This window comes from Methylobacterium platani, from assembly GCF_001653715.1.
GTDB classification, from domain to species: domain Bacteria; phylum Pseudomonadota; class Alphaproteobacteria; order Rhizobiales; family Beijerinckiaceae; genus Methylobacterium; species Methylobacterium platani.
The window spans coordinates 1-20,708 of record NZ_LWHQ01000072.1 but is presented as its reverse complement, the minus strand read 5'-3'; the positions used below and the strand labels follow the sequence as shown (position 1 = coordinate 20,708).

Annotated in this window: 21 protein-coding genes; 11 read left to right on the top strand and 10 right to left on the bottom strand. The window is 72.0% G+C overall.

Annotated features, from left to right (window positions below):
• Positions 1–98: 98 nt before the first annotated feature.
• Positions 99–3,272 (bottom strand): autotransporter serine protease, encoded by a 3,174-nt coding sequence (locus A5481_RS28060; protein WP_048431649.1) that lies wholly within the window; start codon positions 3,270–3,272, stop codon positions 99–101.
• Between the two features lie 238 nt (positions 3,273–3,510).
• Between A5481_RS28060 and A5481_RS28055 the strand changes: the two genes are divergently transcribed.
• Complete coding sequence (locus A5481_RS28055; protein WP_048431648.1) at positions 3,511–4,398, top strand: MBL fold metallo-hydrolase; 888 nt, start codon at positions 3,511–3,513, stop codon at positions 4,396–4,398.
• 141 nt (positions 4,399–4,539) lie between these two features.
• Positions 4,540–4,761: a hypothetical protein gene (locus tag A5481_RS28050; protein ID WP_048431647.1), complete on the top strand. Its 222-nt coding sequence runs from the start codon at positions 4,540–4,542 to the stop codon at positions 4,759–4,761.
• A 13-nt stretch (positions 4,762–4,774) separates the two neighbouring features.
• Here the strand turns inward: A5481_RS28050 and A5481_RS28045 are convergent, their stop codons facing one another.
• The 3 genes from A5481_RS28045 to A5481_RS28035 all read right to left on the bottom strand — a co-directional run bounded on the left by A5481_RS28045 (position 4,775) and on the right by A5481_RS28035 (position 9,121).
• On the bottom strand, positions 4,775–6,622 hold the full coding sequence (locus A5481_RS28045) for a DEAD/DEAH box helicase (protein ID WP_082172889.1): 1,848 nt from the start codon (positions 6,620–6,622) through the stop codon (positions 4,775–4,777).
• A gap of 122 nt (positions 6,623–6,744) precedes the next feature.
• Positions 6,745–7,863, bottom strand: coding sequence for a heat-inducible transcriptional repressor HrcA (gene hrcA, locus A5481_RS28040; RefSeq protein WP_197514253.1), 1,119 nt, complete (start codon positions 7,861–7,863; stop codon positions 6,745–6,747).
• Between the two features lie 136 nt (positions 7,864–7,999).
• Positions 8,000–9,121 (bottom strand): alginate O-acetyltransferase AlgX-related protein, encoded by a 1,122-nt coding sequence (locus A5481_RS28035; protein ID WP_048431645.1) that lies wholly within the window; start codon positions 9,119–9,121, stop codon positions 8,000–8,002.
• Between the two features lie 255 nt (positions 9,122–9,376).
• Between A5481_RS28035 and rph the strand changes: the two genes are divergently transcribed.
• Both rph and rdgB read left to right on the top strand, forming a co-directional pair.
• Positions 9,377–10,090, top strand: coding sequence for a ribonuclease PH (rph, locus tag A5481_RS28030; RefSeq protein ID WP_048431644.1), 714 nt, complete (start codon positions 9,377–9,379; stop codon positions 10,088–10,090).
• Positions 10,090–10,722 carry an RdgB/HAM1 family non-canonical purine NTP pyrophosphatase gene (gene rdgB, locus A5481_RS28025; RefSeq protein ID WP_048431643.1) on the top strand — a complete coding sequence of 211 codons (633 nt, stop codon included), beginning with the start codon at positions 10,090–10,092 and terminating at the stop codon, positions 10,720–10,722. Before rph ends, rdgB begins: the two co-directional genes overlap by 1 nt.
• An 83-nt stretch (positions 10,723–10,805) precedes the next feature.
• Here rdgB and A5481_RS28020 read toward each other — a convergent pair whose 3' ends face one another.
• Positions 10,806–11,231: an organic hydroperoxide resistance protein gene (locus A5481_RS28020; protein WP_048431642.1), complete on the bottom strand. Its 426-nt coding sequence runs from the start codon at positions 11,229–11,231 to the stop codon at positions 10,806–10,808.
• 158 nt (positions 11,232–11,389) lie between these two features.
• Between A5481_RS28020 and A5481_RS28015 the strand changes: the two genes are divergently transcribed.
• On the top strand, positions 11,390–11,878 hold the full coding sequence (locus A5481_RS28015) for a MarR family winged helix-turn-helix transcriptional regulator (protein WP_048431641.1): 489 nt from the start codon (positions 11,390–11,392) through the stop codon (positions 11,876–11,878).
• A 75-nt stretch (positions 11,879–11,953) separates the two neighbouring features.
• Here the strand turns inward: A5481_RS28015 and A5481_RS28010 are convergent, their stop codons facing one another.
• Positions 11,954–12,793: an aldo/keto reductase gene (locus A5481_RS28010; RefSeq protein ID WP_048431640.1), complete on the bottom strand. Its 840-nt coding sequence runs from the start codon at positions 12,791–12,793 to the stop codon at positions 11,954–11,956.
• Between the two features lie 294 nt (positions 12,794–13,087).
• Here A5481_RS28010 and A5481_RS28005 point away from each other — a divergent pair, with 294 nt between their 5' ends.
• From A5481_RS28005 to A5481_RS27990, 4 genes are all read left to right on the top strand, one after another.
• On the top strand, positions 13,088–14,269 hold the full coding sequence (locus tag A5481_RS28005; protein ID WP_064504447.1) for a methionine ABC transporter ATP-binding protein: 1,182 nt from the start codon (positions 13,088–13,090) through the stop codon (positions 14,267–14,269).
• Positions 14,259–14,924, top strand: a complete 666-nt coding sequence (locus tag A5481_RS28000) for a methionine ABC transporter permease (protein WP_048432936.1) — start codon at positions 14,259–14,261, stop codon at positions 14,922–14,924. Before A5481_RS28005 ends, A5481_RS28000 begins: the two co-directional genes overlap by 11 nt.
• 44 nt (positions 14,925–14,968) lie before the next feature.
• Complete coding sequence (locus A5481_RS27995; protein WP_048432937.1) at positions 14,969–15,748, top strand: MetQ/NlpA family ABC transporter substrate-binding protein; 780 nt, start codon at positions 14,969–14,971, stop codon at positions 15,746–15,748.
• Positions 15,749–15,895: 147 nt separating this feature from the next.
• A complete protein-coding gene (locus tag A5481_RS27990) occupies positions 15,896–16,153 on the top strand; it encodes a hypothetical protein (protein ID WP_048432938.1) in 258 nt (85 codons plus the stop codon).
• Between the two features lie 124 nt (positions 16,154–16,277).
• On the opposite strand, the gene A5481_RS27985 is transcribed toward A5481_RS27990, so the two are convergent.
• The 4 genes from A5481_RS27985 to A5481_RS35760 form a co-directional block, all read right to left on the bottom strand.
• Positions 16,278–16,490 (bottom strand): hypothetical protein, encoded by a 213-nt coding sequence (locus tag A5481_RS27985; protein WP_048432939.1) that lies wholly within the window; start codon positions 16,488–16,490, stop codon positions 16,278–16,280.
• 90 nt (positions 16,491–16,580) lie between these two features.
• On the bottom strand, positions 16,581–16,850 hold the full coding sequence (locus A5481_RS27980; protein ID WP_048432940.1) for a hypothetical protein: 270 nt from the start codon (positions 16,848–16,850) through the stop codon (positions 16,581–16,583).
• A gap of 97 nt (positions 16,851–16,947) precedes the next feature.
• Complete coding sequence (locus tag A5481_RS27975; protein ID WP_048432941.1) at positions 16,948–18,771, bottom strand: cation:proton antiporter domain-containing protein; 1,824 nt, start codon at positions 18,769–18,771, stop codon at positions 16,948–16,950.
• A 194-nt stretch (positions 18,772–18,965) separates the two neighbouring features.
• Positions 18,966–19,094 carry a hypothetical protein gene (locus tag A5481_RS35760; RefSeq protein WP_280818796.1) on the bottom strand — a complete coding sequence of 43 codons (129 nt, stop codon included), beginning with the start codon at positions 19,092–19,094 and terminating at the stop codon, positions 18,966–18,968.
• 303 nt (positions 19,095–19,397) lie between these two features.
• Between A5481_RS35760 and A5481_RS27970 the strand changes: the two genes are divergently transcribed.
• Together A5481_RS27970 and A5481_RS27965 are read left to right on the top strand one after the other, a co-directional pair.
• Entirely contained in the window at positions 19,398–19,979 is a 582-nt protein-coding gene (locus A5481_RS27970) for a DUF2147 domain-containing protein (RefSeq protein WP_048432942.1), read from the top strand.
• Positions 19,980–20,470: 491 nt separating this feature from the next.
• On the top strand, positions 20,471–20,708 hold a 238-nt coding region (locus tag A5481_RS27965), incomplete at its 3' end, for a MucR family transcriptional regulator (protein ID WP_197514252.1).

The following is a 20,708-nucleotide window of genomic DNA, read 5'->3' as shown; positions in this document are numbered from 1 at the left end:
GCTCCCCTTTCGGGCGGCGGTGCCCTCTTGGGGATCCATGCAGACGATAAAGGTCCGCCGCCCTGGCAGAGGCGGCGGACCTTCCGCGTTCCGGATCGTCAGAACCGATAGGTGAAGTTGCCCTTCACCGCGTGGTCCTGCGCCCGCTCGCCGGCCTGACCCGTGTAGGACACGCCGAGCGTCGCCGCCCGCGAGACGGCCCAGTCGATCCCGGCCTGCGCCACCACCGCGTCGCGGTTGATCGGCACACCGGCGACCAGGAAGCCGGTCTGGCCGGATCCGAACGCGAGGAGGGCCTTCGGCACCACGTCGCCGTAGGCCCGGCGCCAGCCGACGAGGCCGGTGAGGAACACCGGCAGGTCGGCCGAGAGCCGGGTCGAACCGCGCACGCCGAGGGTGGTGGCCGCGAGATCGTTGTCGCGGCCGAGGCCGGAGAGCGCCGCCGGGCCGCCGCGCTCGGCGAAGGCGTCCTGGCCGATGCGGATCGCGGCCGCGCCGACGAAGGGCTCGATCGAAGCCGCCCCGAACGACATCCGGTAGCCGACTTCGCCGAAGACCTGCGCGGTGATCCCGCCGTAGCGGGCGCTCAGGCCCTGGGCGAAGCCCGGGGCCAGGATGCTGCGCCGGAGCGACAGGCTGGTGGCCCCGGCGACGCCGCCGAAGCGGAGAGCCACCGGTCCGAGCGTCGTGCCGGCATAGAGGCCGCCGAAGCCGCTCTCGATCACGCCCGAGGAGGCGCGGCCGGTCACGTCGAGGCTGGTATTGGTGTAGCCGCCGGCGACGCCGAGGCGCCAGCCGCCCGGCACCCCGCCGAGATCCATCCGGGTGTCGGCGCCGAGCACGAAGCCGCTGATCTGGCGCGACAGCGAAGCGGCGTTGCCGTCGCCGCGGGTGCGGCCGAAGGCGCCGAAGCCCTGGCCCCAGACCGCGTAGGGTCGCGGCTCGACGAGTTGCGCCGGCACCTGGACGGGCGGCGCGACCCGGCCCGGGAGGTCGGCGGAATAGGCCGCCGGCAGGCTGGGGACCGAGAGGCCCGGGACCAGGGCCGCGTCGGACGGGTCGCCGCGGCGCAGCCGGTCGAGGATCGCCTCGCGCACGAAGAACGCGGTCTCGAACTGCGCCGTCACCGCGCTGGCATGGATCTCGCCCGACAGGGAGGCGAAGGCGGTGCGCGCCGCGCCCGGATCGGTGTTGACCAGCACCGTCTCGTAGAGCGCGTTGCCGGCGCCCAAGGCCTCGATCGCCCCGCCCGTCGCCGCCTGGTTGCGGGTGGCGGCGACCGACGCGAAGGGGGTGGCGTTGCGCGCCAGCGTCAGCCCGACGGTCTGGGTGCCGTAATCGAGGTTCGCCCCGACGAAGGTGTAGCCCGGCGTCACGCTGTCGAAGCGGCCGGTGAGCCCTTGGGCCGCCGACAGGATGGTGGTGCGCTGGCCGAGGAGCCCGCGCAGGGCGCCGGGGCTCAAGGGCGTGCCCGTCCCCGCCGCGGCGACTGTCACGGTGCCGCCGTCGATCCGCGCCGCGCCGGTGGCGTCGATGCGGTCGCTCACGCCCGGCGCGACTTCGACGGCGTAGCGCGAACCCGGCGCGAAGCTGACGGTACCGGCGACGGTCAGCGTGCCGAGGCCGTTGCCCGGCGCCACCTTGCCGCCGGAGCGGACATTGAGCCCGCCGAGGGTGCCGGTGCCCCCGAGCGTGCCGCCGGCATTCACGTTCGCCACCGAGGCGATCGAGCCGTCGACGGCGAGCAGGCCGCCATTCACCTCGGTCGAGCCGGTATAGGTATTGGCGCCGGTCAGGATCAGCGCGCCGTCGCCGGCCTTGGTCAGCCCGCCCTGGTAGACGCGGGTGAGGAAGGCCTGGTCGCGCGCCCCGCGCCAGGTGTACTCGATCTGCTGGTCGGCGGTGGCCCCGGGCGGCAGGCCGTTGCTCCAGCCGCGGGTAGCCTTGAGCTGCAGCCAGGTCGCGTGCTCGGCGCCGTCCTCCACCTGGCGCTGGCGCAGCGCGGCGTCGGAGATGTCGTTCGACCAGATGTCGGCCGTGCCGCCCGGCAGGGTGGCGGTGAAGCGGCCGAGGAACTGGCCCGGGCCGTTCATCGCGCGGCCGAGGTCGATCTTGCCCCAGCCGAAGGTCTCGTTCGGCCGGTCGGCCGGGCCGCTGCCGAGATGGGTCGCGGTGGTGAGCAGCACGTCGCGCGCCTGCTCGTTGGTCATGTAGGGGTAGCGCTCCATCACCAGCGCCAGCGCGCCGGTGACGTGGGGCGCCGACATCGAGGTGCCGCTCTTGTTGCCGTAGCCGGCGACCCCGGTGGTCGAGGTGACGGTGCTGAAGATGTTGCGGCCGGGCGCGGCGACGCACCAGTACTTGGCGAGCCCGCAGCGGTTGAACGCCGTGCCGTCGTCGATGGTCAGGCCGGAGGCCGCGATCCAGCGCGATTCGAGGTCGGGCTCGAAATAGGGCAGGGCGGCGCGCACGGTCGGGTTGTTCACGCCGGCATTGCCGGCCGCGAAGACCATGATCGTGCCGTATTGCCGCGTCGTCTCGGCGACCGCGTCGAGCCAGTCGAGCCGGCCCTGGAACTTGGCGTAGCCGGCCGCGACCCCGGCGATCGTGTTGTAGGTCTCGGAGGGCGGCGGGCTGCCCCAGGACGAGTTGATCGCCCGGGCGCCGGACGCCGCCAGGTTGCCGTAGGCGGCCTTGAAGTAGGTGTAGTCCTGGTTGGCGCCGTAGATCGAGGAATCGGTGGCGTTGGTGTTGGTGGCGAGAAGCGTCGCGCCGAAGGCGACGCCGTGCATGCCGGTGCCGTCGCGCCGCGCCACGATCGTGCCGTCGACGTGGGTGCCGTGGTCGTCGTTGACGCCGCGGATCCAGGTGCCGGGCACCGAGAACGGGGCGCCCGCCGAGAACAGGTCGCTGCGCCCGCCCGCGGTGGTCTCGTAGCGGTAGCCGTTCGCCAGGTAGGAGCCCTGGACCGTCAGCGGCGTCACCTGGCCGGCGAATTCCGGATGGGTGGCGAGGAAGCCCGAATCGACCGAGCCGACCACGACGCCCCGGCCGGTGACGCCGCGGGCATAGGCCTGGTCGGCCCGCATCGAGGTCAGGCCCCAATCGCCCAGGTATTCCGGCGTCCGCCAGCTGGCCGCGTCGCCGAGGCGCCCGGGATCCTGATAACCGGAGGACTGCGCCAACGCTGCGTAAGAGATCGTCGAGCAGAGGAGCGAGATCAGCCCGCGGGCCGCCAGCGCCCTGGATCTCGACTGTGTCTGAACTTTCATCGAATTGCCTCGATCTGACCGTGGGCTTTGCAGCCTTCTTCTTTCCGAATCGCGCTCAACGGCGCTCGCGTCGATGCTAGCCGCGAAAAAGCCTGATTGATGCCGCGATCGTTTCGCAATGATGTATTTCCGAAATGCCGTGGCAGAAACGTCACGAAACCTGGGCGATCGCCCAGACGGGTGGGAACAGATACCCTGTGGGAGCATTGAGCCGGCATTCCCGTCGCGAGGTGCCGGCATGGTGCAGCAGATCCCGATCGACCCCGGTTCGCTCGCCGACGAGCCGGCAGGGCCGGACGGCACCCACACCCTGCGCCCGGACCTCGCCTACCAGCGCCACGTCCTCGTCAACGTCGCCTATCTCGGGCCGCCCGGCGCCGGCGACCGGGGCTGGGTGCTGGTCGATGCCGGGATCATGGGGTCGCGGCGCGCCATCGAAGCCGCGGCCGCCGCCCGGTTCGGGAAGGGGGCCCGGCCGGCCGCGATCGTGCTCACCCACGGCCATTTCGACCATGTTGGGGTGCTGGAGGACCTGGCGGAGGAGTGGGACGCGCCGGTCTTCGCGCATCCGCTCGAGCGGCCCTATCTCGACGGCGGCGGCGCCTATCCGGCCCCGGATCCGAGCGTCGGCGGCGGGTTCCTCGCCCGGCTCTCGCCGCTCTTCCCGACGAAGCCCGTCGATGTCGGGACGCGGCTGCGCCTGCTGCCCGAGGACGGCAGCATCCCGCCGCTGCCGGGCTGGCGCTGGATCCACACTCCGGGCCACGCGCCGGGCCACGTCTCGCTCTGGCGCGCCGCCGACCGGACGCTGATCGCCGGCGACGCCTTCGTCACCACGGCGCAGGAATCGATCTACGCCGTCGCCACCCAGGCGCCCGAGATGCACGGCCCCCCGCGTTACCTCACGGTCGACTGGGACGCCGCCCGGCGCTCGGTCGAGGTTCTGGCGCAGCTCGAGCCGGAGCTGGCCCTGACCGGCCACGGCCGGCCCCTGCGCGGCCCGGGCCTGCGGGAGGCGCTGCACCGGCTCGCCGCCGCGTTCTCCGCGGTGGCGGTGCCGGAGAAGGGGCGCTACGTCGCGGAGCCGGTCCGTGCCGGCGACGCGGCGGCGGTGCGGGAGCCCTGACGGGTTGTCCCCATTCTCCACATCGCGGTTCCCGAGGCGCGAACGCAGCTTGACCGGATCGCTCGCGCCGTGGCTTGTTCCCTCTATGTTCTAACGTGAGTCGGCGGGAGCCGGCGGCGTGCAGCGGTGAGACGACGAGCCATGACCCACGAGCCGGCGGAGCGACGGGACGGACGGGCGCCCGGCGTCGAGACGATCGCGGTCGCCTATCTCGCGGCCGCCGGGGGCGATGCCGGCCTCGCCCTGCGCCGGGCGATCTCGGACGCGCTCGCCGATCTCGGCGAGGCCGAGCGGCGGACGCGCCAGCGCGACCGGCTGATCTCGCGCGGCTACGTGCGGGCCGGGCCGGTCGGGCGGGGATGATCCGGCGACGCGATCACCCCGGCCGCCGCTCCGCCCCGGCCCAGCGCCGCCGCACGCTCCAGGCGTAGCGCGTATCGCCGTCGAGCAGGTGCAGGTGGTCCTGCAGCCGGTTGCGCTCCAGCCAGGCCAGGGCCGCCTCCAGCTCCTCGAGCGTCATCGCCGCCCGGCTCTTGTTGTCGAAGAGCCGCTTGAGCACCGCGTTGTAGCGGTGGGGCAGGGGGGCGCCCGGCCTCACGCGCAGCTCGGCCTCGTCCTCCACAGCCTGCGCCGTCACCATGGCGGCGACGCGGGCGCGCAGCGCCCGCTCGATCCGCGAGGGCGGCACCAAGGTGGGCTCGGCGGCGTGCCGGGCCTCCTCCCGGGCCATCGCCACGGAGGGGCCGGGCCGCAGCAGGGCGTAGCGCAGGCCGAGCGCGTTGCTCTCCAGCGGCACGATGCCGTCGTCGGTCTGCGCCGGCGGCCGCGGCTCGGGCGAGGCGGCGCCCGTCGGGCGCTTGCGCGGCCGCGTCGCGGTGGCCTGCTCGGTCTCGATCCGGGCGCGGAAGCGCGCGAAGAGCGGATCGTCCGGGTGGAAGATGAGGGCGTGCTGGTCGGCGTAGTCGCCCGCGTGCGGATCGACCCGGGTCGCCCGGGCGATCATCTGCTCCAGCCACGGGCGGGAGCGGATATGGGTGAGCGCCGCCACCACGGCGACCTCGGGGGCGTCCAGCCCCTCGTAGGCCATCGCCACCGTCACCAGCACGGCGGGCTCCGGCGTGAGCCGGAAGGCGGCGAGCGCCGCATGGGCATCGGCCTCGGCCGAGGTGGCGATGCGCACGTCCCGGCGCGCCTGCTCCTCGGGCATCCAGGCCTGGATCATCGCATGGTAGCTCTGCGCGCTCGCCTGGTCGGGGGCGACGACGAGGAGCTTGCCGAGGCCCCGGACGGCGTCGCCCGCCGCAAGGCCGCGCTTGCGCCGGCGCTCGGCCCGCAGGCGGCGGGTGGCGAAGAACGCCTCCCGCAGGAGGTCGCGGGCGAACCCCGTGCGCAGGGCCGTGAACAGGGCCGGCCGCGTGGTGGCGCTCGGGCCCGGCCCCGAGAGCCGGTGCGGGCCGACCCGGGCCTGGCCGGAGGTGCGCCCGCCCTCGAGCCAGCTCGCCTCGCCGTCGAGCGCCCCGAAATTGACCGGCAGCACCGCCTTCTCGGCCAAGGCCTCGGCGCGGGAATAGCCGATCACCGCCCAGCCCGGCGCCTCGATGTCCGGCACCGGCGCGCCGTTCTCGGTGCGATAGGGCAGCCACAGGATGCGCCGCCCGTCGGCCCGCTCCAGGGTACCGGAGAGGAGGAGCCGCAGCCGCGCGGCGCGGAACAGCGGCAGCAGGGCCTGGCTCCAGGCGGCGGCCTCGCTCTTCGCGGCCTCGCCGCCCCGGTCGCCGTCGGCGAGGGCGGGCAGGTGATGGACCTCGTCGACGACCAGCAGGGTGCGGTGGCGGCGCATCTCGGCGAGATGGAGGGCGGGGGCCGCCGCCACCGCCTGGTAGGTGGTGACGTAGCCGGAGAGCCCCCGGCTCGGATCGGGCGAGTTGTCGGCGGCCCGCACCGAGAGGGCGTGGCCCAAGGCCGCGCGCCAGGCCGGATCGGCGAAGGCTTCCTCCGCCTGGAGGCGCAGGGAATCCCGCGGCACGACCCAGACCACCCGGTCGACGAGGCCGGCGGCGATCAGCCGGGAGGCGGCGATGACCGGCAGCAGCGACTTGCCGCCGCCGGGCGTCACCGCCGCCAGGATGTCGCTGACGCCCGAGGCCTCGCCGCGGGCGAGGGAGGCCACGAGCTCGGACAGGCTGCGCTGGTGGCTGCGCAGGGGACGGGACGGGGCGCTCAAGGCGTCAGGGAATCGCGAACCATGCCCCGACCATGGCCGAGGCCCGCCGTCTTGTGAATCCGGGGGACAAGCAGGATTTCTGCGTTCCCCACATCACAAATCGCTTGGTGCGGCCCCGGCCGTCAGCCACGGCCGCGCTCCAGCATCCGCGACACCACGCGGGCGGTGAAATCGACCATCGGGACGATGCGGGCGTAGTTGAGCCGGGTCGGCCCGATCACCCCGACGACGCCGACGATGGTCTGGCTGCCGTCCCGGAACGGGGCGGCGATCATCGACGAGCCGGAGAGCGAGAACAGCTTGTTCTCCGAGCCGATGAAGATCCGCACGCCCTCGCCGCCCTCGGCGCGCGAGAGGAGGTCGATCACGTCCTTCTGGCTCTCGAGGTCGCTGAACAGCAGGCGGATGCGCTCCAGGTCCTCGGCCGCCCGCAGGTCGTCGAGGAGGTTGGCCTGGCCGCGCACGATGAGCTGGCGCTCCTCGCTCGGGCCGACCGAGCGGGCGAGGCCCGCATCGACCAGCCGCTCGGTCAGTTCGTCGAGCTCGCGCGTCATCGCCGCCCGGGCGGCCTCGATCTCGGTGCGGACCTCGCCCAGCGTGCGGCCGCGGATGCGGGCATTGAGGAAGTTCGAGGCCTCCTGCAACGCGCCGGCCGGCAGGCCGGCGGGCAGGTCGAGCAGGCGGTTCTCGACCGAGCCGTCGTCGGAGACCAGCACCACCAGGGCGCGGCCGGGATCGAGGCGGACGAACTCGATGTGGCGCAGGCGCGGGTTCTGCTTGGTCGTCACGACGACGCCGGCCCCGCGCGAGATGCCCGAGAGCAGCAGGGAGGCCTCGGTGAGCGCGCTCTCGAAGGTGTGGTGGCGCGAGGCGGCGGCGCGCATCTGCGCCTCGATGCGGCCCTTCTCCTCCTGGCCGACGTCGCCGAGCTCGAGCAGCGCGTCGACGAAGAACCGCAGACCGTGCTCGGTCGGGAGCCGGCCGGCGCTGGTATGGGGGGCGAAGATCAGCCCGGCCTGCTCCAGGTCCGACATCACGTTGCGGATCGAGGCCGGCGAGAGCGCCATCGGCAGGATGCGGGCGAGGTTGCGCGACCCCACCGGCTCGCCGGTGGCGAGGTAGCTCTCGACGATCTGGCGAAAGATTTCCCGCGAGCGCTCGTTGAGCTCGGCAATGGCACGGGCCTGCCCGGAGCCGCCGGGCATGGGCGGCGGGAAGGGTGGAAGATCGCGCGTGTTCATCAACCCTACGGGAACCAAACGACCCCTTACTGTGCGGCGCCGCCGCTTCCCGCGCAAGCGGACGGGACGCCGCGCGGGCGCGGGGAGACGAAGCCGGGCCTCCCTACGGGCAGGCGGATCGGTGCGGGCAGGCGCATCACTGCGCGTCCGACCTCAGCTTGAGGAGGATGCGGTCGTCCGGCACGCTGCGAAGCACGCGCTCGCTCGGCAGGTGAAACAGAACGTCCGGGTTCTCCTGCATGACGACCTCGACATTGATCGTGTTCGAGAAGTGGAAGAAGCATTCGCGGAAATTTCCGGCAAAGAACGGAAACAGCAGGGCGGCGGACGACGTGCCGACGACGCCGACTTTCAGGTAACGTCCGTGAATGTTCCTGGTCTTCTTGAACGCGGTGCCGTTTACGAGATCGTCGACCGTCATCTCGAACAGGTCGGGTCGATAATAGGCCATGGTCACCGTTTCGGCGGGGGCGCCGGCCGCGGCGGCGAGGTCTCCGACGAAATTTTCCCGCGTCAGGACATCGGGCATGATAGCGTGCTCGAGCAGATGGGCCTTCATTATGAGTTCCGTAAAATAACTGGAAGCCCCCGTGTAGTTAAAATGGCTATCCGTGACATGGTATTCGTTGTCATCGAATGAATGATCGACGTTGATGTATTTTGAACCCAGCTCCGTCCTGGCGATGTCGCCGACGATAGCGGCCGGACGGCGGCGCGATATCCTGATGCCATCCGGCAGAAGGTGTTCGAGAACGACGCTCTTGTCGGGAATGATCGAGTATAGATACTTCGTACGCATGGCTGAGAAGAACAAATTGCGAAAACGGAATGCGGTCTGGTACTTCTTCACCAGGAAGTTTCCCAGACCGACCTGGCCGATCAGCTCCTGCAAGATATTGTTGTCCGGCGTCGCGGCGAGGAACAGATAATTCTTCTTGCCGAGCAGGACCGAGGCGCCGGCTTCCTGCCTGACGAGCTTCGCCGAGTAGATCGTCAGGCCGCTCCCGCGCTCGCGAAGGACGACGCTGTTGACCCCGGTTTCCAGGAATGGCTTCGGGTGGAACACGAACCCGTTGCTGAGGCCGTCCGACCGGACCACGTCGCACGGGACGATCGCGCGCCTGACATCGTTCACGATCGCGTCGAGGTAGAGCGGGGATCCGCCCGCGTCGCTGGCCCATCCCCAGATCACGTCGCAATTCGCCACATCGATCGCGCAACTCATTGCCATGTCATGCGACCCCAGGTTGAAGATCAATGCGGGAGTATCATGGCGGCCGAAGCGCGGCCAGCGGTCGATCGCCTCCGCGCGATGCCGGGACGGGGCGCCGGCGCGATGGCCGCGGCCTGGTCGCGGTCGCGAGTTCCGGCGCCCCCGCGCGGCCCGAGCCGGCACGGCACCGAAGGCCGCTCCCCTTGCCGCCCCCGGCGCCAGCGCCTAAGAGCGCGCGGCCCCCGCGGATCGATGCGTCGCGCCGGTTTTCGCGCGGTGCCCTGGACAGGAGTTGTGCCCATGCGCCCCTCGAAGCGCGCCCCCGACGAGCTGCGCAAGGTCACGCTGGAGCGGGGCGTCTCGCGCTACGCCGAGGGCTCGTGCCTCGTCACCTTCGGCGAGACCAAGGTGCTCTGCACCGCCTCGCTCGAGGAGCGCGGACCGTCCTGGCTGCGCGGATCCGGCAAGGGCTGGGTCACCGCCGAGTACAGCATGCTGCCGCGCGCCACCCACGACCGCAACCGGCGCGAGGTCAATGCCGGCAAGCCGTCGGGCCGCACCCAGGAGATCCAGCGCCTGATCGGCCGCTCGCTGCGCGCCGTCGTCAACCTGCCGGCGATGGGCGAACGCCAGATCGTGGTCGATTGCGACGTGCTCCAGGCCGATGGCGGCACCCGCACGGCGGCGATCACCGGCGCCTGGGTGGCCTTGCACGAGTGCTTCACCTGGATGCGCGGCCGCTCGATCATCTCGGTCGACCCGATGCGCGACCACGTCGCGGCGATCTCCTGCGGCATCCACAAGGGCACGCCCGTCCTCGACCTCGACTATGCCGAGGATTCCGGCGCCGAGACCGATGCCAACTTCGTCATCACCGGCGGCGGCGGCCTCGTCGAGGTGCAGGGCACCGCGGAGGGCAAGCCGTTCTCGGAGGAGGAGTTCCTGAGCCTCATGCGGCTGGCCAAGGCCGGCACCGCCGCGCTGGTGGCGCTCCAGAAGCAGGCGATCGCCTGATGGGCCGCCGTCTCACCGGGCGGGTCGTGATCGCGACCCACAATGCCGGCAAGCTGCGCGAGATGCGCGAGTTGCTGGCGCCCTTCGGCGTCGAGGCGGTCTCGGCCGGCGAGCTGAACCTGCCCGAGCCGGAGGAGACCGGCACGATGTTCTCCGAGAACGCCGCCATCAAGGCGCAGGCGGCGACCGAGGCCACCGGCCTGCCGGCCTTCGCGGACGATTCGGGGCTCTGCGTCGATGCGCTCGACGGGGCGCCCGGGCTGTTCTCGGCCCGCTGGTCCGGCGGCTCGAAGGACTTTTCCGGCGCGATGGCGCGCATCGAGCGCGAGCTCTCGACCCGCGGCGCGACGAACCGCCGGTCGCATTTCGTCTCGGCCCTGGTCCTGACCTGGCCGGACGGGCACGAGGAGCTGTTCGAGGGCCGGGTGTTCGGCGAGCTGGTCTGGCCGCCGCGCGGCGACAAGGGCTTCGGCTACGACCCGATGTTCAGGCCCGACGAGAGCCCGCTCACCTTCGGCGAGCTGTCCTCGGAGGAGAAGCACGGCATCGACTGGGAGACGCGCGAGGCGCTGTCGCACCGCGCCCGCGCCTTCCTGGCGCTCGCCGCCGCCTGCCTGCGCCGGCCGGAATAGACAGGGAAAAAGGCGCCCGCTCCGGCAGGAGGGGGCGCCTCGAAAGGGCAGGGGCGGCGCGCGGCCGCCCGGATTCCGAAAAATTACGCGACGGTCAGGCCGACATCGACGTTGCCGCGGGTGGCGTTCGAGTACGGGCACACCTGGTGGGCCTTCTCGACCAGCGTCTCGGCGGTCGCCTTGTCGAGGCCCGGCAGCGAGATGGTGAGGTCGGCGGTGATGCCGAAGCCGCCCTCGGAGCGCGGGCCGATGCCGACCTTGGCGGTCACGGTGGTATCGGCCGGGACGGCGATCTTCTCCTGGCCGCCGACGAACTTCATCGCGCCGAGGAAGCAGGCGGCGTAGCCGGCCGCGAAGAGCTGCTCGGGGTTGTTGCCGGCGCCGCCGGCGCCGCCGAGCTCCTTGGGGGTCGACAGCTTGACGTCGAGGCTGCCGTCCTGGGTCGTGGCGCGACCGTCGCGACCGCCATTCGCCGTGGCCTGGGTGGTGTACTTCACGTCGACGGACATCGGGCTCTCCTCAAGGTCGGGGCGGCGTTCGGCCGCCGCTGGATCCTTCGTAGCGGAAATTTTGATTGTGCGCAATTTGTTTTTGCGCCAGCGCGAGCGTATGAGTGTCGGGGCGACCGGCCGAGACCGGGCCGAGCCGCGTGTGCGAGGAAGTGGGAATGTCCGATCCCGACATCGTTGAGACCGCCGGTCACGCCGACGACCTGCACCTCTCCAGCCAGATCTGCTTCGCGGTCTACTCGGCGGCGCACGCCTTCAACCGGATCTACAAGCCCCTCCTCGACCGGCTCGGCCTGACCTACCCGCAATACCTGGTGCTGCTCCTGCTGTGGGAACAGGACGGGCAGACGATGAAGTCGCTCGGCCAGCGGCTCTACCTCGATTCCGGCACCCTGACCCCGCTGCTCAAGCGACTGGAGGCGGCGGGCCTCGTCCTGCGCGCCCGCGACGCCGAGGACGAGCGGCTGATGCGCATCAGCCTGACCGAGGCGGGCGCGGCCCTGCGCGAGAAGGCGACGCCGTTCCCGAACGAGATCGTCTGCGCCTCCGGCCGCCCGGCGGAGCGGCTGGTGAGCCTGCGCGACGAGATCCTGGCCCTGCGCGACAGCCTGCACGCCAGCGCGGCGCCGGATCGCGGCGCGGCGTGAGCCGCGCAATGCCTTGATGAAAGCGCGGCATGAGCCGCGCGACGCCGTGACGGAAGCGCGGGGCGAGGCAGCGCGTCAGAGCATCGGCAGATGCCGCGGCTCGGGCCCGCGCGGGAAGGCGGCGTCGATCCGCGCGAGTTCCGCGTCGCTCAAGCTCAGGCTGCCGCCGCCGGCATTCTCCGCGGCATGGGCCGGGCTCGACGCCTTAGGGATCGTCAGGACGCCGTCGCCGCGCGTGAGCGCCGCGAGCGCCACCTGCCGCGGCGTGGCATCGTGCGCCTGCGCGATCTCCGCCAGGACCCGGCCGCCCGGCGTCGCGGGCCCCGGGAAGCTGTCGTGGCCGAACGGGCTGTAGGCGACGACGGCGACGCCGTGGCGCCGGCACCAGGGCAGGACGGAATGCTCGATCGCCCGTTCCTCGAGGTGGTAGAGCACCTGGTTGCAGGCGATGCGCCCGGGGCCGGCGACGCCCAGCGCCTCGTCGAGGTCGTCGGCGTCGAAGTTGCTCACCCCCCAGGACAGAATCTTGCCCGCCCGGACCAGGTCCTCGAAGGCCGCGAAGGTCTCCTCCAGGGGGTGCGGCCCGCGCCAATGCAGCAGGTAGCAGTCGAGCCGGTCGGTGCGCAGGCGTCGCAGCGACCGCTCGCACGCCTCGACCGTGCCGCGGCGCGAGGCGTTGCCGGGCAGCACCTTCGAGACGAGGAAGACCTCGTCGCGCCGGTCGCCGATCGCCTCGGCGATCAGCGGCTCGGCCTCGCCGTACATCTCGGCGGTGTCGACGTGGCTCATCCCGACATCGAGCCCGCGATTCAGCGCGGCCGCCGCCACGGTCGGCTCGCCCTCGTCGAGGTACCAGGTTCCCTGCCCGATCACCGGCACCGCGGGCCCGGTGCGTCCGAAGGGTTGCCGTCGCATCGCGCGCTCCTGCGATCTGTGCCGTCCTGGGCCGCGCGAGGTCCGGAGAGCAAGGGCAGATCACGGAGAATGCACGGTTTTTCACCGATCGTCGCGGGGCCGGGGGGTTAAGCGCGGCGGGCCGGACGGGAAAAACGCCTTCTCCCCGCGTGTGTTCTTCAAAAAGAACATTCCGGTTGACAGAAAGTCCGCATCCGGGTTTCTGTGCCGGCCCGCCCCATGGCTCACGACGCTCGCCCGCCGAAGGACCCCGATGACCGCTCCCGTCCCCCCGCCCGCCCGGACCCGCGCGCCGTGACGGCCCCCGTCCGCGCACCGGCGACGACGGCCCCGGGCGACCGGCGCGACGCCCTCGTGCGCATCGAGAACGTGGCCAAGACCTACACCGCCCGCCGCGGCGCCGGCGCCGTGACGGCGCTCGAGGACATCGACCTCGCGGTGGCGCGCGGCCGTGTGCTCGGGGTGATCGGCCGCTCGGGCGCCGGCAAGTCGACGCTGATCCGCCTCGTCAACGGGCTCGAGCGGCCAAGCCGGGGCCGGGTGGTGGTCGACGGCGCCGAGATCTCGAGCCTGCCGGAATCGGCGCTGCGGCGGGAGCGCCGCGGCATCGGCATGATCTTCCAGCACTTCAACCTGCTCTCGGCCCGCACCGCCGCCGGCAACGTCGCGCTGCCGCTGGAAGTCGCGGGCGCCGACAGGGCCGCGATCGCCCGGCGGGTCGCCGAGCTCCTCGATCTCGTCGGGCTCGGCGCCCAGGCCGACCGCTACCCGGCCGAATTGTCGGGCGGCCAGAAGCAGCGCGTCGGGATCGCGCGGGCGCTCGCCACCAACCCGAAGGTGCTGCTCTCCGACGAGGCGACCTCGGCCCTCGATCCGGAGACGACCCGCTCGATCCTCGACCTCCTCGGCCGGATCAACCGCGAGCTCGGCCTCACCATCCTGCTCATCACCCACGAGATGGCGGTGATCCGGGCGATCGCCGACGAGGTGGCGGTGCTCGACGGCGGCCGCATCGCCGAGAGCGGCGACGTGTTCGAGGTCTTCACCCGGCCGCGCGCCGCGATCACCCGCACCTTCCTCGACGAGGAGACCGGCCGCACCCTGCCGCCGGCTCTGGCCGCCCGTCTCACCCCGGGCCCGGCGATCCCGGGGGAGGGGCGGCAGGCGGTCCTGCGCATCACCTTCCGCGGCCCGCACGCCACCGACCCGGTGCTCGCCCAGCTCACCCGCGAGGCCGGCATCCCGGCCGGCATCCTGTCGGGCACCGTCGACGAGATCGCCGGCCGCCCCTTCGGCACCCTGGTGGTCGGGATCCCGCCCGATGCCGGCACGGTGGAGCGGGCGACGGGCTTCCTCGCCGCCCGCGGCCTCGACGTCGAGCTGCTCGGCACCCTCGATCTCGCCGGCTGGCAGCGCAGCGCCGTCCCTGCCGACCTGTCCCCGGTCGTGTCCCGGATCGTATCCCATGTCGCCTGAGCTCGTCCGCCTCCTCGTCCAGGCCACCCTCGACACGCTGCAGATGGTGGCGGTGGCGGCCGGCCTCGGCACGCTGATCGGCCTGCCGCTCGGCGTGTTCCTCGCCACCAGCGGGCGCGGCGAGCTCCTCGCCGCGCCCTGGCTCAACCGGGTGCTCGGCCTCGTCGTCAACGCCACCCGCTCGACGCCCTTCATCATCCTGGTGGTGGCGATCATCCCGTTCACGCGGGCGATCGCCGGCACCTCGATCGGCACCACCGCCGCCACCGTGCCGCTGACCGTGGCGGCGATCCCGTTCATCGCCCGCCTCGTCGAGGGCGCGGTGCGGGACGTCGATGGCGGTCTCGTCGAGGCGGCCCGGGCCTTCGGGGCGAGCCCGCTCCAGATCGTCGTCAAGGTGCTGATCCCCGAGGCGCTGCCCGGCATCGTGCTCGGCCTCACCCTGGCGGTGGTGTCGCTGATCGGCTTCTCGGCGATGGTCGGGGCCGTCGGCGGCGGCGGCCTCGGCGACCTCGGCATCCGCTACGGCTACCAGCGCTTCATGCCCGAGATGATGCTCGCCGTCGTGGTGGTGCTGATCGTCCTGGTGCAGCTGGTCCAGACCCTCGGCGACCGGCTGGCGCGGCGCATGAACAAGCGCCTGCGCCACGGCTGAACACGTTCTCCCTCCTCTCCAGACTGTCCCCGGAGCGTACACCCATGCTGCGTACCCTGACTCTCGCGGTGCTCCTCGCCACCGCCAGCCTGCCGGCCCTCGCTCAAGGCCAGCGCGTGCGCGTCGGCGTCACGCCGGGCCCGCACGCCCAGATCCTCGAGGCGGTGAAGCCGATCGCCGCCAAGAAGGGCCTCGACCTGCAGATCGTCGAGTTCTCCGACTACGTCGTGCCGAACGAGGCGCTGTCGTCGGGCGAGCTCGAGGCCAACTCGTTCCAGCACCAGCCCTATCTCGACAACCAAAAGGCCGATCGCGGCTACAAGATCGAGAGCGTCGCCCAGACGGTGAACTTCCCGATGGGCGTCTACTCGAAGCGCCACAAGAGCGTCGACGCGGTGCCGGCCGGCGGCACGGTGGCGATCCCGAACGATCCGACCAACGGCGGCCGGGCGCTCCTGCTGCTGCAGGACAAGGGGCTCCTCAAGCTCAAGCCCGGCGTCGGCTTCAAGCCGAGCGTCGCCGACATCGTCGAGAACCCGAAGCGCCTGCGCATCATCGAGGTCGACGCGGCCCAGACCCCGCGCTCCCTCGACGACGTCGACGCGGCGGCGGTCAACACCAACTACGCCACCGCGGCCGGCCTCAAGCCGTCCGACGCGATCCTCAAGGAGGAGCCGAAGGGCCCCTACGTCAACGTGATCGCGGTGCGCAGCGCCGACAAGGACAAGCCCTGGGTCGCGACCCTGGTCGAGTCCTACCGCTCGCCCGAGGTGAAGAGCTTCATCGAGAGCAAGTTCGGCGGCGCGGTGCTCACCAGCTGGTGAGCCGGCCCGGGGACGGGTCCGGCACCCCGCGCCGGACTTGTCCACAGCGGCGACGCAGAATGAAGCGGAGCCATGAAACCAAACGCGGCCGTGCGCGTCTTCTCAGCACGGCCCGAGTGACGGGCTGGCCTTCCTTCGAGGTGCCCGATGAAGATCCTGAGTTCCTGCCTGGTCGCGGCCGTCCTCACCGTCGCCGCCGTCCCGGCCTTCGCGCAGGGCGGCTCGCCCTACAACAATTCGGGCTCGCAGGCCGGCGGCCCGCTCGGCGGCGTGCAGCGCGAGATGGGTGCCCCCGGCGGCGCGCCGGCCGTCGGTGCCGCTCCGCGCGCGACCATGCAGCCGACCATGCGCAAGAAGCGCATGATGAAGCACCGCCGCATGCACCGTCACCACCACGCCCGCTGATCCGCCCCACGACGGTTCAGTCTCGGTCCGGCGCGTTCGTCCGGCGGTTCGTTCCGCCCGGCGGGCGCGCCTTTTTTCCGTCTTGCGGCCCCGGGATGCCGGCCGGCGTGCCCGACCTCGGCGCTCAGAACCCCCCGGTCCGCCACAAGGCGACCGCCGCCGTGAGGAGCCCGGCGAGCCAGGCGCCGGCGATCAGCGCCAGATAGCGGCGGCTGCCGCGCTCCGGACGGTTGTCGTTGGCGGCGCGCCGCAGCCGCAGGGCGGCAGCGGCGTAGCCGTGGGTGGACGCCGCGATCGTGGCCGGGCGGGCGGGGACGGTCTTGCGCAGGCTCGTCATGGCGATTCGTGCTCGTCCCCGGACGATAGCACGGGCCTGCGCGGAACGTGAGCCGACCGAACGACGCAAACACCCGTCGGGATGTCGCCTTCAGGACAGCGGGACCGCCGGCCGCGGGAGCGGGCGGACCGGGCGCGCCGCCGTCCGGGGGGCGTGGCCGTCGATCCAGTGCGGGCTGAGCACGTCGCCGTCCTCGGTGACGATCCAGGGGAGGGACTCCGGGTCCTCCGCCCGGGCCGTCGCCGCCGCGAGGGCGGCGCGCAGGGTCGGATAGCGCCGCACCTCCCTCGGGCCGGGGGCGGCCGGCGCGCCCCGCCACACCATCAGCTCGGCCGGACGCTCCATCTGCGGCTGCGCCATCGTCGGATTCCTCGTCACGAACCGGGGCAGGATGGCGCGTTCGTCCTGAGGCGAGGCTGTCCGCGAGGTTACGGTTCGGTCATGGACCGGGGCCGGCTCACGACTCCGCCGGCGCCTCGCGGTGGGGCCGCAGCTCCGGCGCCCCGAGTTCCGGCTCGGCCTCGACCACCGGCTCGGCCCGGCTCTCGGCCCGGCTGGTGTCGATGAACAGGCGCGCCTCGCCCTCGCTCAGGCCGAGGCTGCGCAGGGCGTAGAGCGCCATGCCGAACCCGACCTCGCGCTCGGCCATCAGCACCAGGCCGACCTTCTCCTCCTCGAGGTGGCGCCGCTCGGTATCGCTGTGGGTGCGCACCACCGTGTCGATCCCCGGATTCGCCTCGCGGGCGATCTCGATCAGGCGGCGGGCCTGGTGCGCGTCCGGGCTCGCGACGACGAGCAGGCGCGCCCGCCCGATATCGGCCGCGTCGAGGATGCCCGGCGCCCCGGCATCGCCGAACACCGCCGCGATGCCGGCGGCGCGCAACTCCTCGATCCGGCGGCGGTCGCGCTCGACCACCACGTAGGGAAGCTCCCAGGTGGCGAGCGCCTTGCCGATGGCGCCGCCGACCCGGCCGTAGCCGACCACGACCGCGTGGCCCTCGCGGCCCTTGGGGTGGGTGGAGACCGCGATCTCGTCTCCGCGCCGCTCGAAGCGGGCGGCGAGCCCCGGCCGCGCCTCGACGGCGCGGCTGAGCCGGCTCAGGGCGGCGAAGATCAGCGGGTTGAGGGTGATCGAGAGCAGCGAGCCGGCCAGGATCAGGTCGCGGCCCTCCGGCGGCAGCAGCTTCAGGCCGATGCCGAGGCTCGCCAGGATGAACGAGAACTCGCCGATCTGCGCCAGGCTCGCCGCGATGGTGAGCGCCGTCGAGAGCGGATGGCGGAAGGCCAGCACGATGGCGACCGCCGCCAGCGACTTGCCGATCAGGATGATCGCCAGGGTGGCGAGCACGGCGAGGGGCTCTCGCAGCAGGATCGTCGGGTCGAACAGCATGCCGACCGAGACGAAGAACAGGACCGCGAAGGCGTCCTGCAGCGGCAGCGAATCCGCCGCGGCTTGGTGGCTGAGGTCGGATTCGGCCAGCACCATGCCGGCGAAGAAGGCGCCGAGCGCGAAGGAGACGCCGAACAGCTCGGCCGAGCCGTAGGCGATGCCCAGCGCCAGCGCCAGGACCGCCAGGGTGAACAGCTCGCGCGAGCCGGTGCGGGCGGCCTGGTCGAGGATCCAGGGCACGACCCGGCGGCCGCCGGCGAGCATCAGCCCGGCGAAGGCCGCCACCTTGGCGAAGGTCAGGCCGAGGGTGAGCCAGATGTTGCCGTCGCCCGCGATGCCGTGCGCCGCCCCGGCGCTCTCGCCGCCGAGGGGCCCGGCGAGGGCCGGCAGCAGGACGAGGGCCAGCACCATCGCCAGGTCCTCGACGATGAGCCAGCCGACGGCGATGCGGCCCTTGTCGGTGTCGAGGAGGCTGCGCTCCTCGAGCGCCCGCAGCAGCACCACCGTCGAGGCGACCGAGAGGGCGAGGCCGAAGACGAGGCCGGCCCCGAGGCTCCAGCCCCAGGCGACGCTCAGGCCCACCCCCATCAGGGTGGCGACCGCGATCTGCACCACCGCGCCGGGCAGCGCGATGGCCCGCACCGCCATCAGGTCGCCGATCGAGAAGTGGAGCCCGACGCCGAACATCAGCAGGATCACGCCGATCTCGGCGAGCTGCCCGGCCAGTTCCGCGTTGCCGACGAAGCCCGGGGTGTGCGGACCGACCGCGAGGCCCGCGAGCAGGTAGCCGACCAGGGGCGGGAGCTTCAGCCGCTGCGCGAGCATGCCGCCGACGAACGCGAAGACGAGCCCGAGGGCGATGATGGCAATCAGCTCGGAGGCGTGCGGCACGGTCGGGTCAGCTCCTTCGGGGAACGGCGCCGCAAGGGCAGCGGCTCAGTGTCCGAAGTCTAGCAGCCTTTCCGGGTTCCCGCCGTGCCGCACCGCACGAAAAACCGCGGCAACATCCGGAAATCTCCCCGAAATCCCCGCAGGCCGGGATCCGCGCGAACCGGGGTCCGGGCGCGGGGGAGGGGCTCTCCGGCTCAGCGTCCGGCCGGGCGCCGGGCGGCGCCGGGCAGCCGTGGCAGGCTTGCGCCCGGCCGGGCGGCGAGCACGATGACGATCGCCCCGAGGGTGGCGGAGGTCATCACGAGGAGCTCGGTCGTGAACATGCGGCAGCCCCGGCGGGTGAGCGGACGCCGCTGTGCGGCAGTCGAGACGATCGGCGTTTCCCGCCGAACGGAGAATTCTTGCCGAAAGGACGATTGCCGCCCGGCGACGCTGCTCTAGCTCGCCGCGGGAGCGGCCGACCATGTGACATCCGGCCATGTGACATCCCGTCGTGAGGCAGCATGTTCGTGGCGGCCGCCCACGATTCCGACGCAATGGGCCGGCCACTGGCATCCGGCCGCGCGATGCGGCATCAGCGACGGACTTGGGTTGTGCGCGGGCCGCACCAGACGAGGGTGTACAGTATGAAGAAGGTCCTGACCGGGGCGCTCGTTGTCCTCGGCCTGTCGTCGGGAGCGGCGCTCGCCAACCCGAAAGACCCGAGCGGGACTTGGTTGACCGAGGACGGCCGGGCCCGCATCCGGATCGAGAAGTGCCCGAGCCGCACCGACCGGATCTGCGGCTACGCCGTCTGGCTCAAGACCCCGAACGACGACAAGGGTCAGCCGCGGGTCGACTTCAAGAACGCCGACGCGAAGAAGCGCGGCCGCCCCGCCCTCGGCCACCAGCTCATCATGGGTCTGAAGCCGAACGCGGATAACCGTTACGAGGGCCAGATCTACAACGCCGACGACGGCAAGCTCTACGACGTCTCGATCTGGACCGAGCAGCCGGGCGAGCTCAACGTCCGCGGCTGCCTGATGGGCTTCCTGTGCGGCTCGCAGACCTGGACCCGCGCGAACGACACGGTCGCGGGCCAGCTCACCGCGCCGACCGGTGCCGCGAACGGTCCGCGGCCGGACGCCGAATGGGCCGCGGCGCCGAAGGCCGCCCCGGCGGCGGCCGCCGCCAAGCCGGCTGCGCCGGGCGCCGCGCCGAAGCCGTGAGCCGGGGCCTCCGCCCCGCGCCGTGACGGGCCGCCCGCGCGGCCCGCACCCCTGTTGCCAGGGCATCCGCCGGTCGCGGCGGGTGCCCTTTTTCGTGCGACGTAGCGACCGGCGTTGACTCGCCTTAAGGTTGTAAAAATCGTTCGGCCGCGCCAGACTGTCCCCTCCCGCCGCGAGGCCGTTCACGGATCGCCCCACAACCGCGAGTTATTACCTCTCCGAACTATCGCTGGGTGAAATGCCGTCGCGTCATTCCCGTGTCGCGCACGCTGTGTCGCGTGTCGGACACATCCGGCAAATCGACGATTGAGTTAATATTCCTCATGCAACCGGTCATGGGTGAATCAGAACTTGCCAGGACAGCAGCGCGGCGGCCCGATCGGATCTCGGGCATTCCCGGCCATGGCGCTCTACTCATGAATAGAAATTTTCATTGACGGATAGTTTTTTTGGCGACATGTGCAAAGCAGTATTCCACCAGGGGGACACTCATGAGCGCTGACGAGTCGGGGCCGGCCCCGCACCTGATCAATCTTTCGGCGGATATCGTATCGGCCTACGTGTCGAAGAACTCGGTTCCGGTCGGGGATCTCGGCAGCCTGATCGCCGCCGTGCACGCCTCGCTCGAGCGCGTCGCCGCCCCCCCGGCGCCCGAGCCCGAGAAGCCGACGCCGCCGGTCCCGATCCGCAAGACCGTCACGCCCGACCACATCATCAGCCTCGAGGACG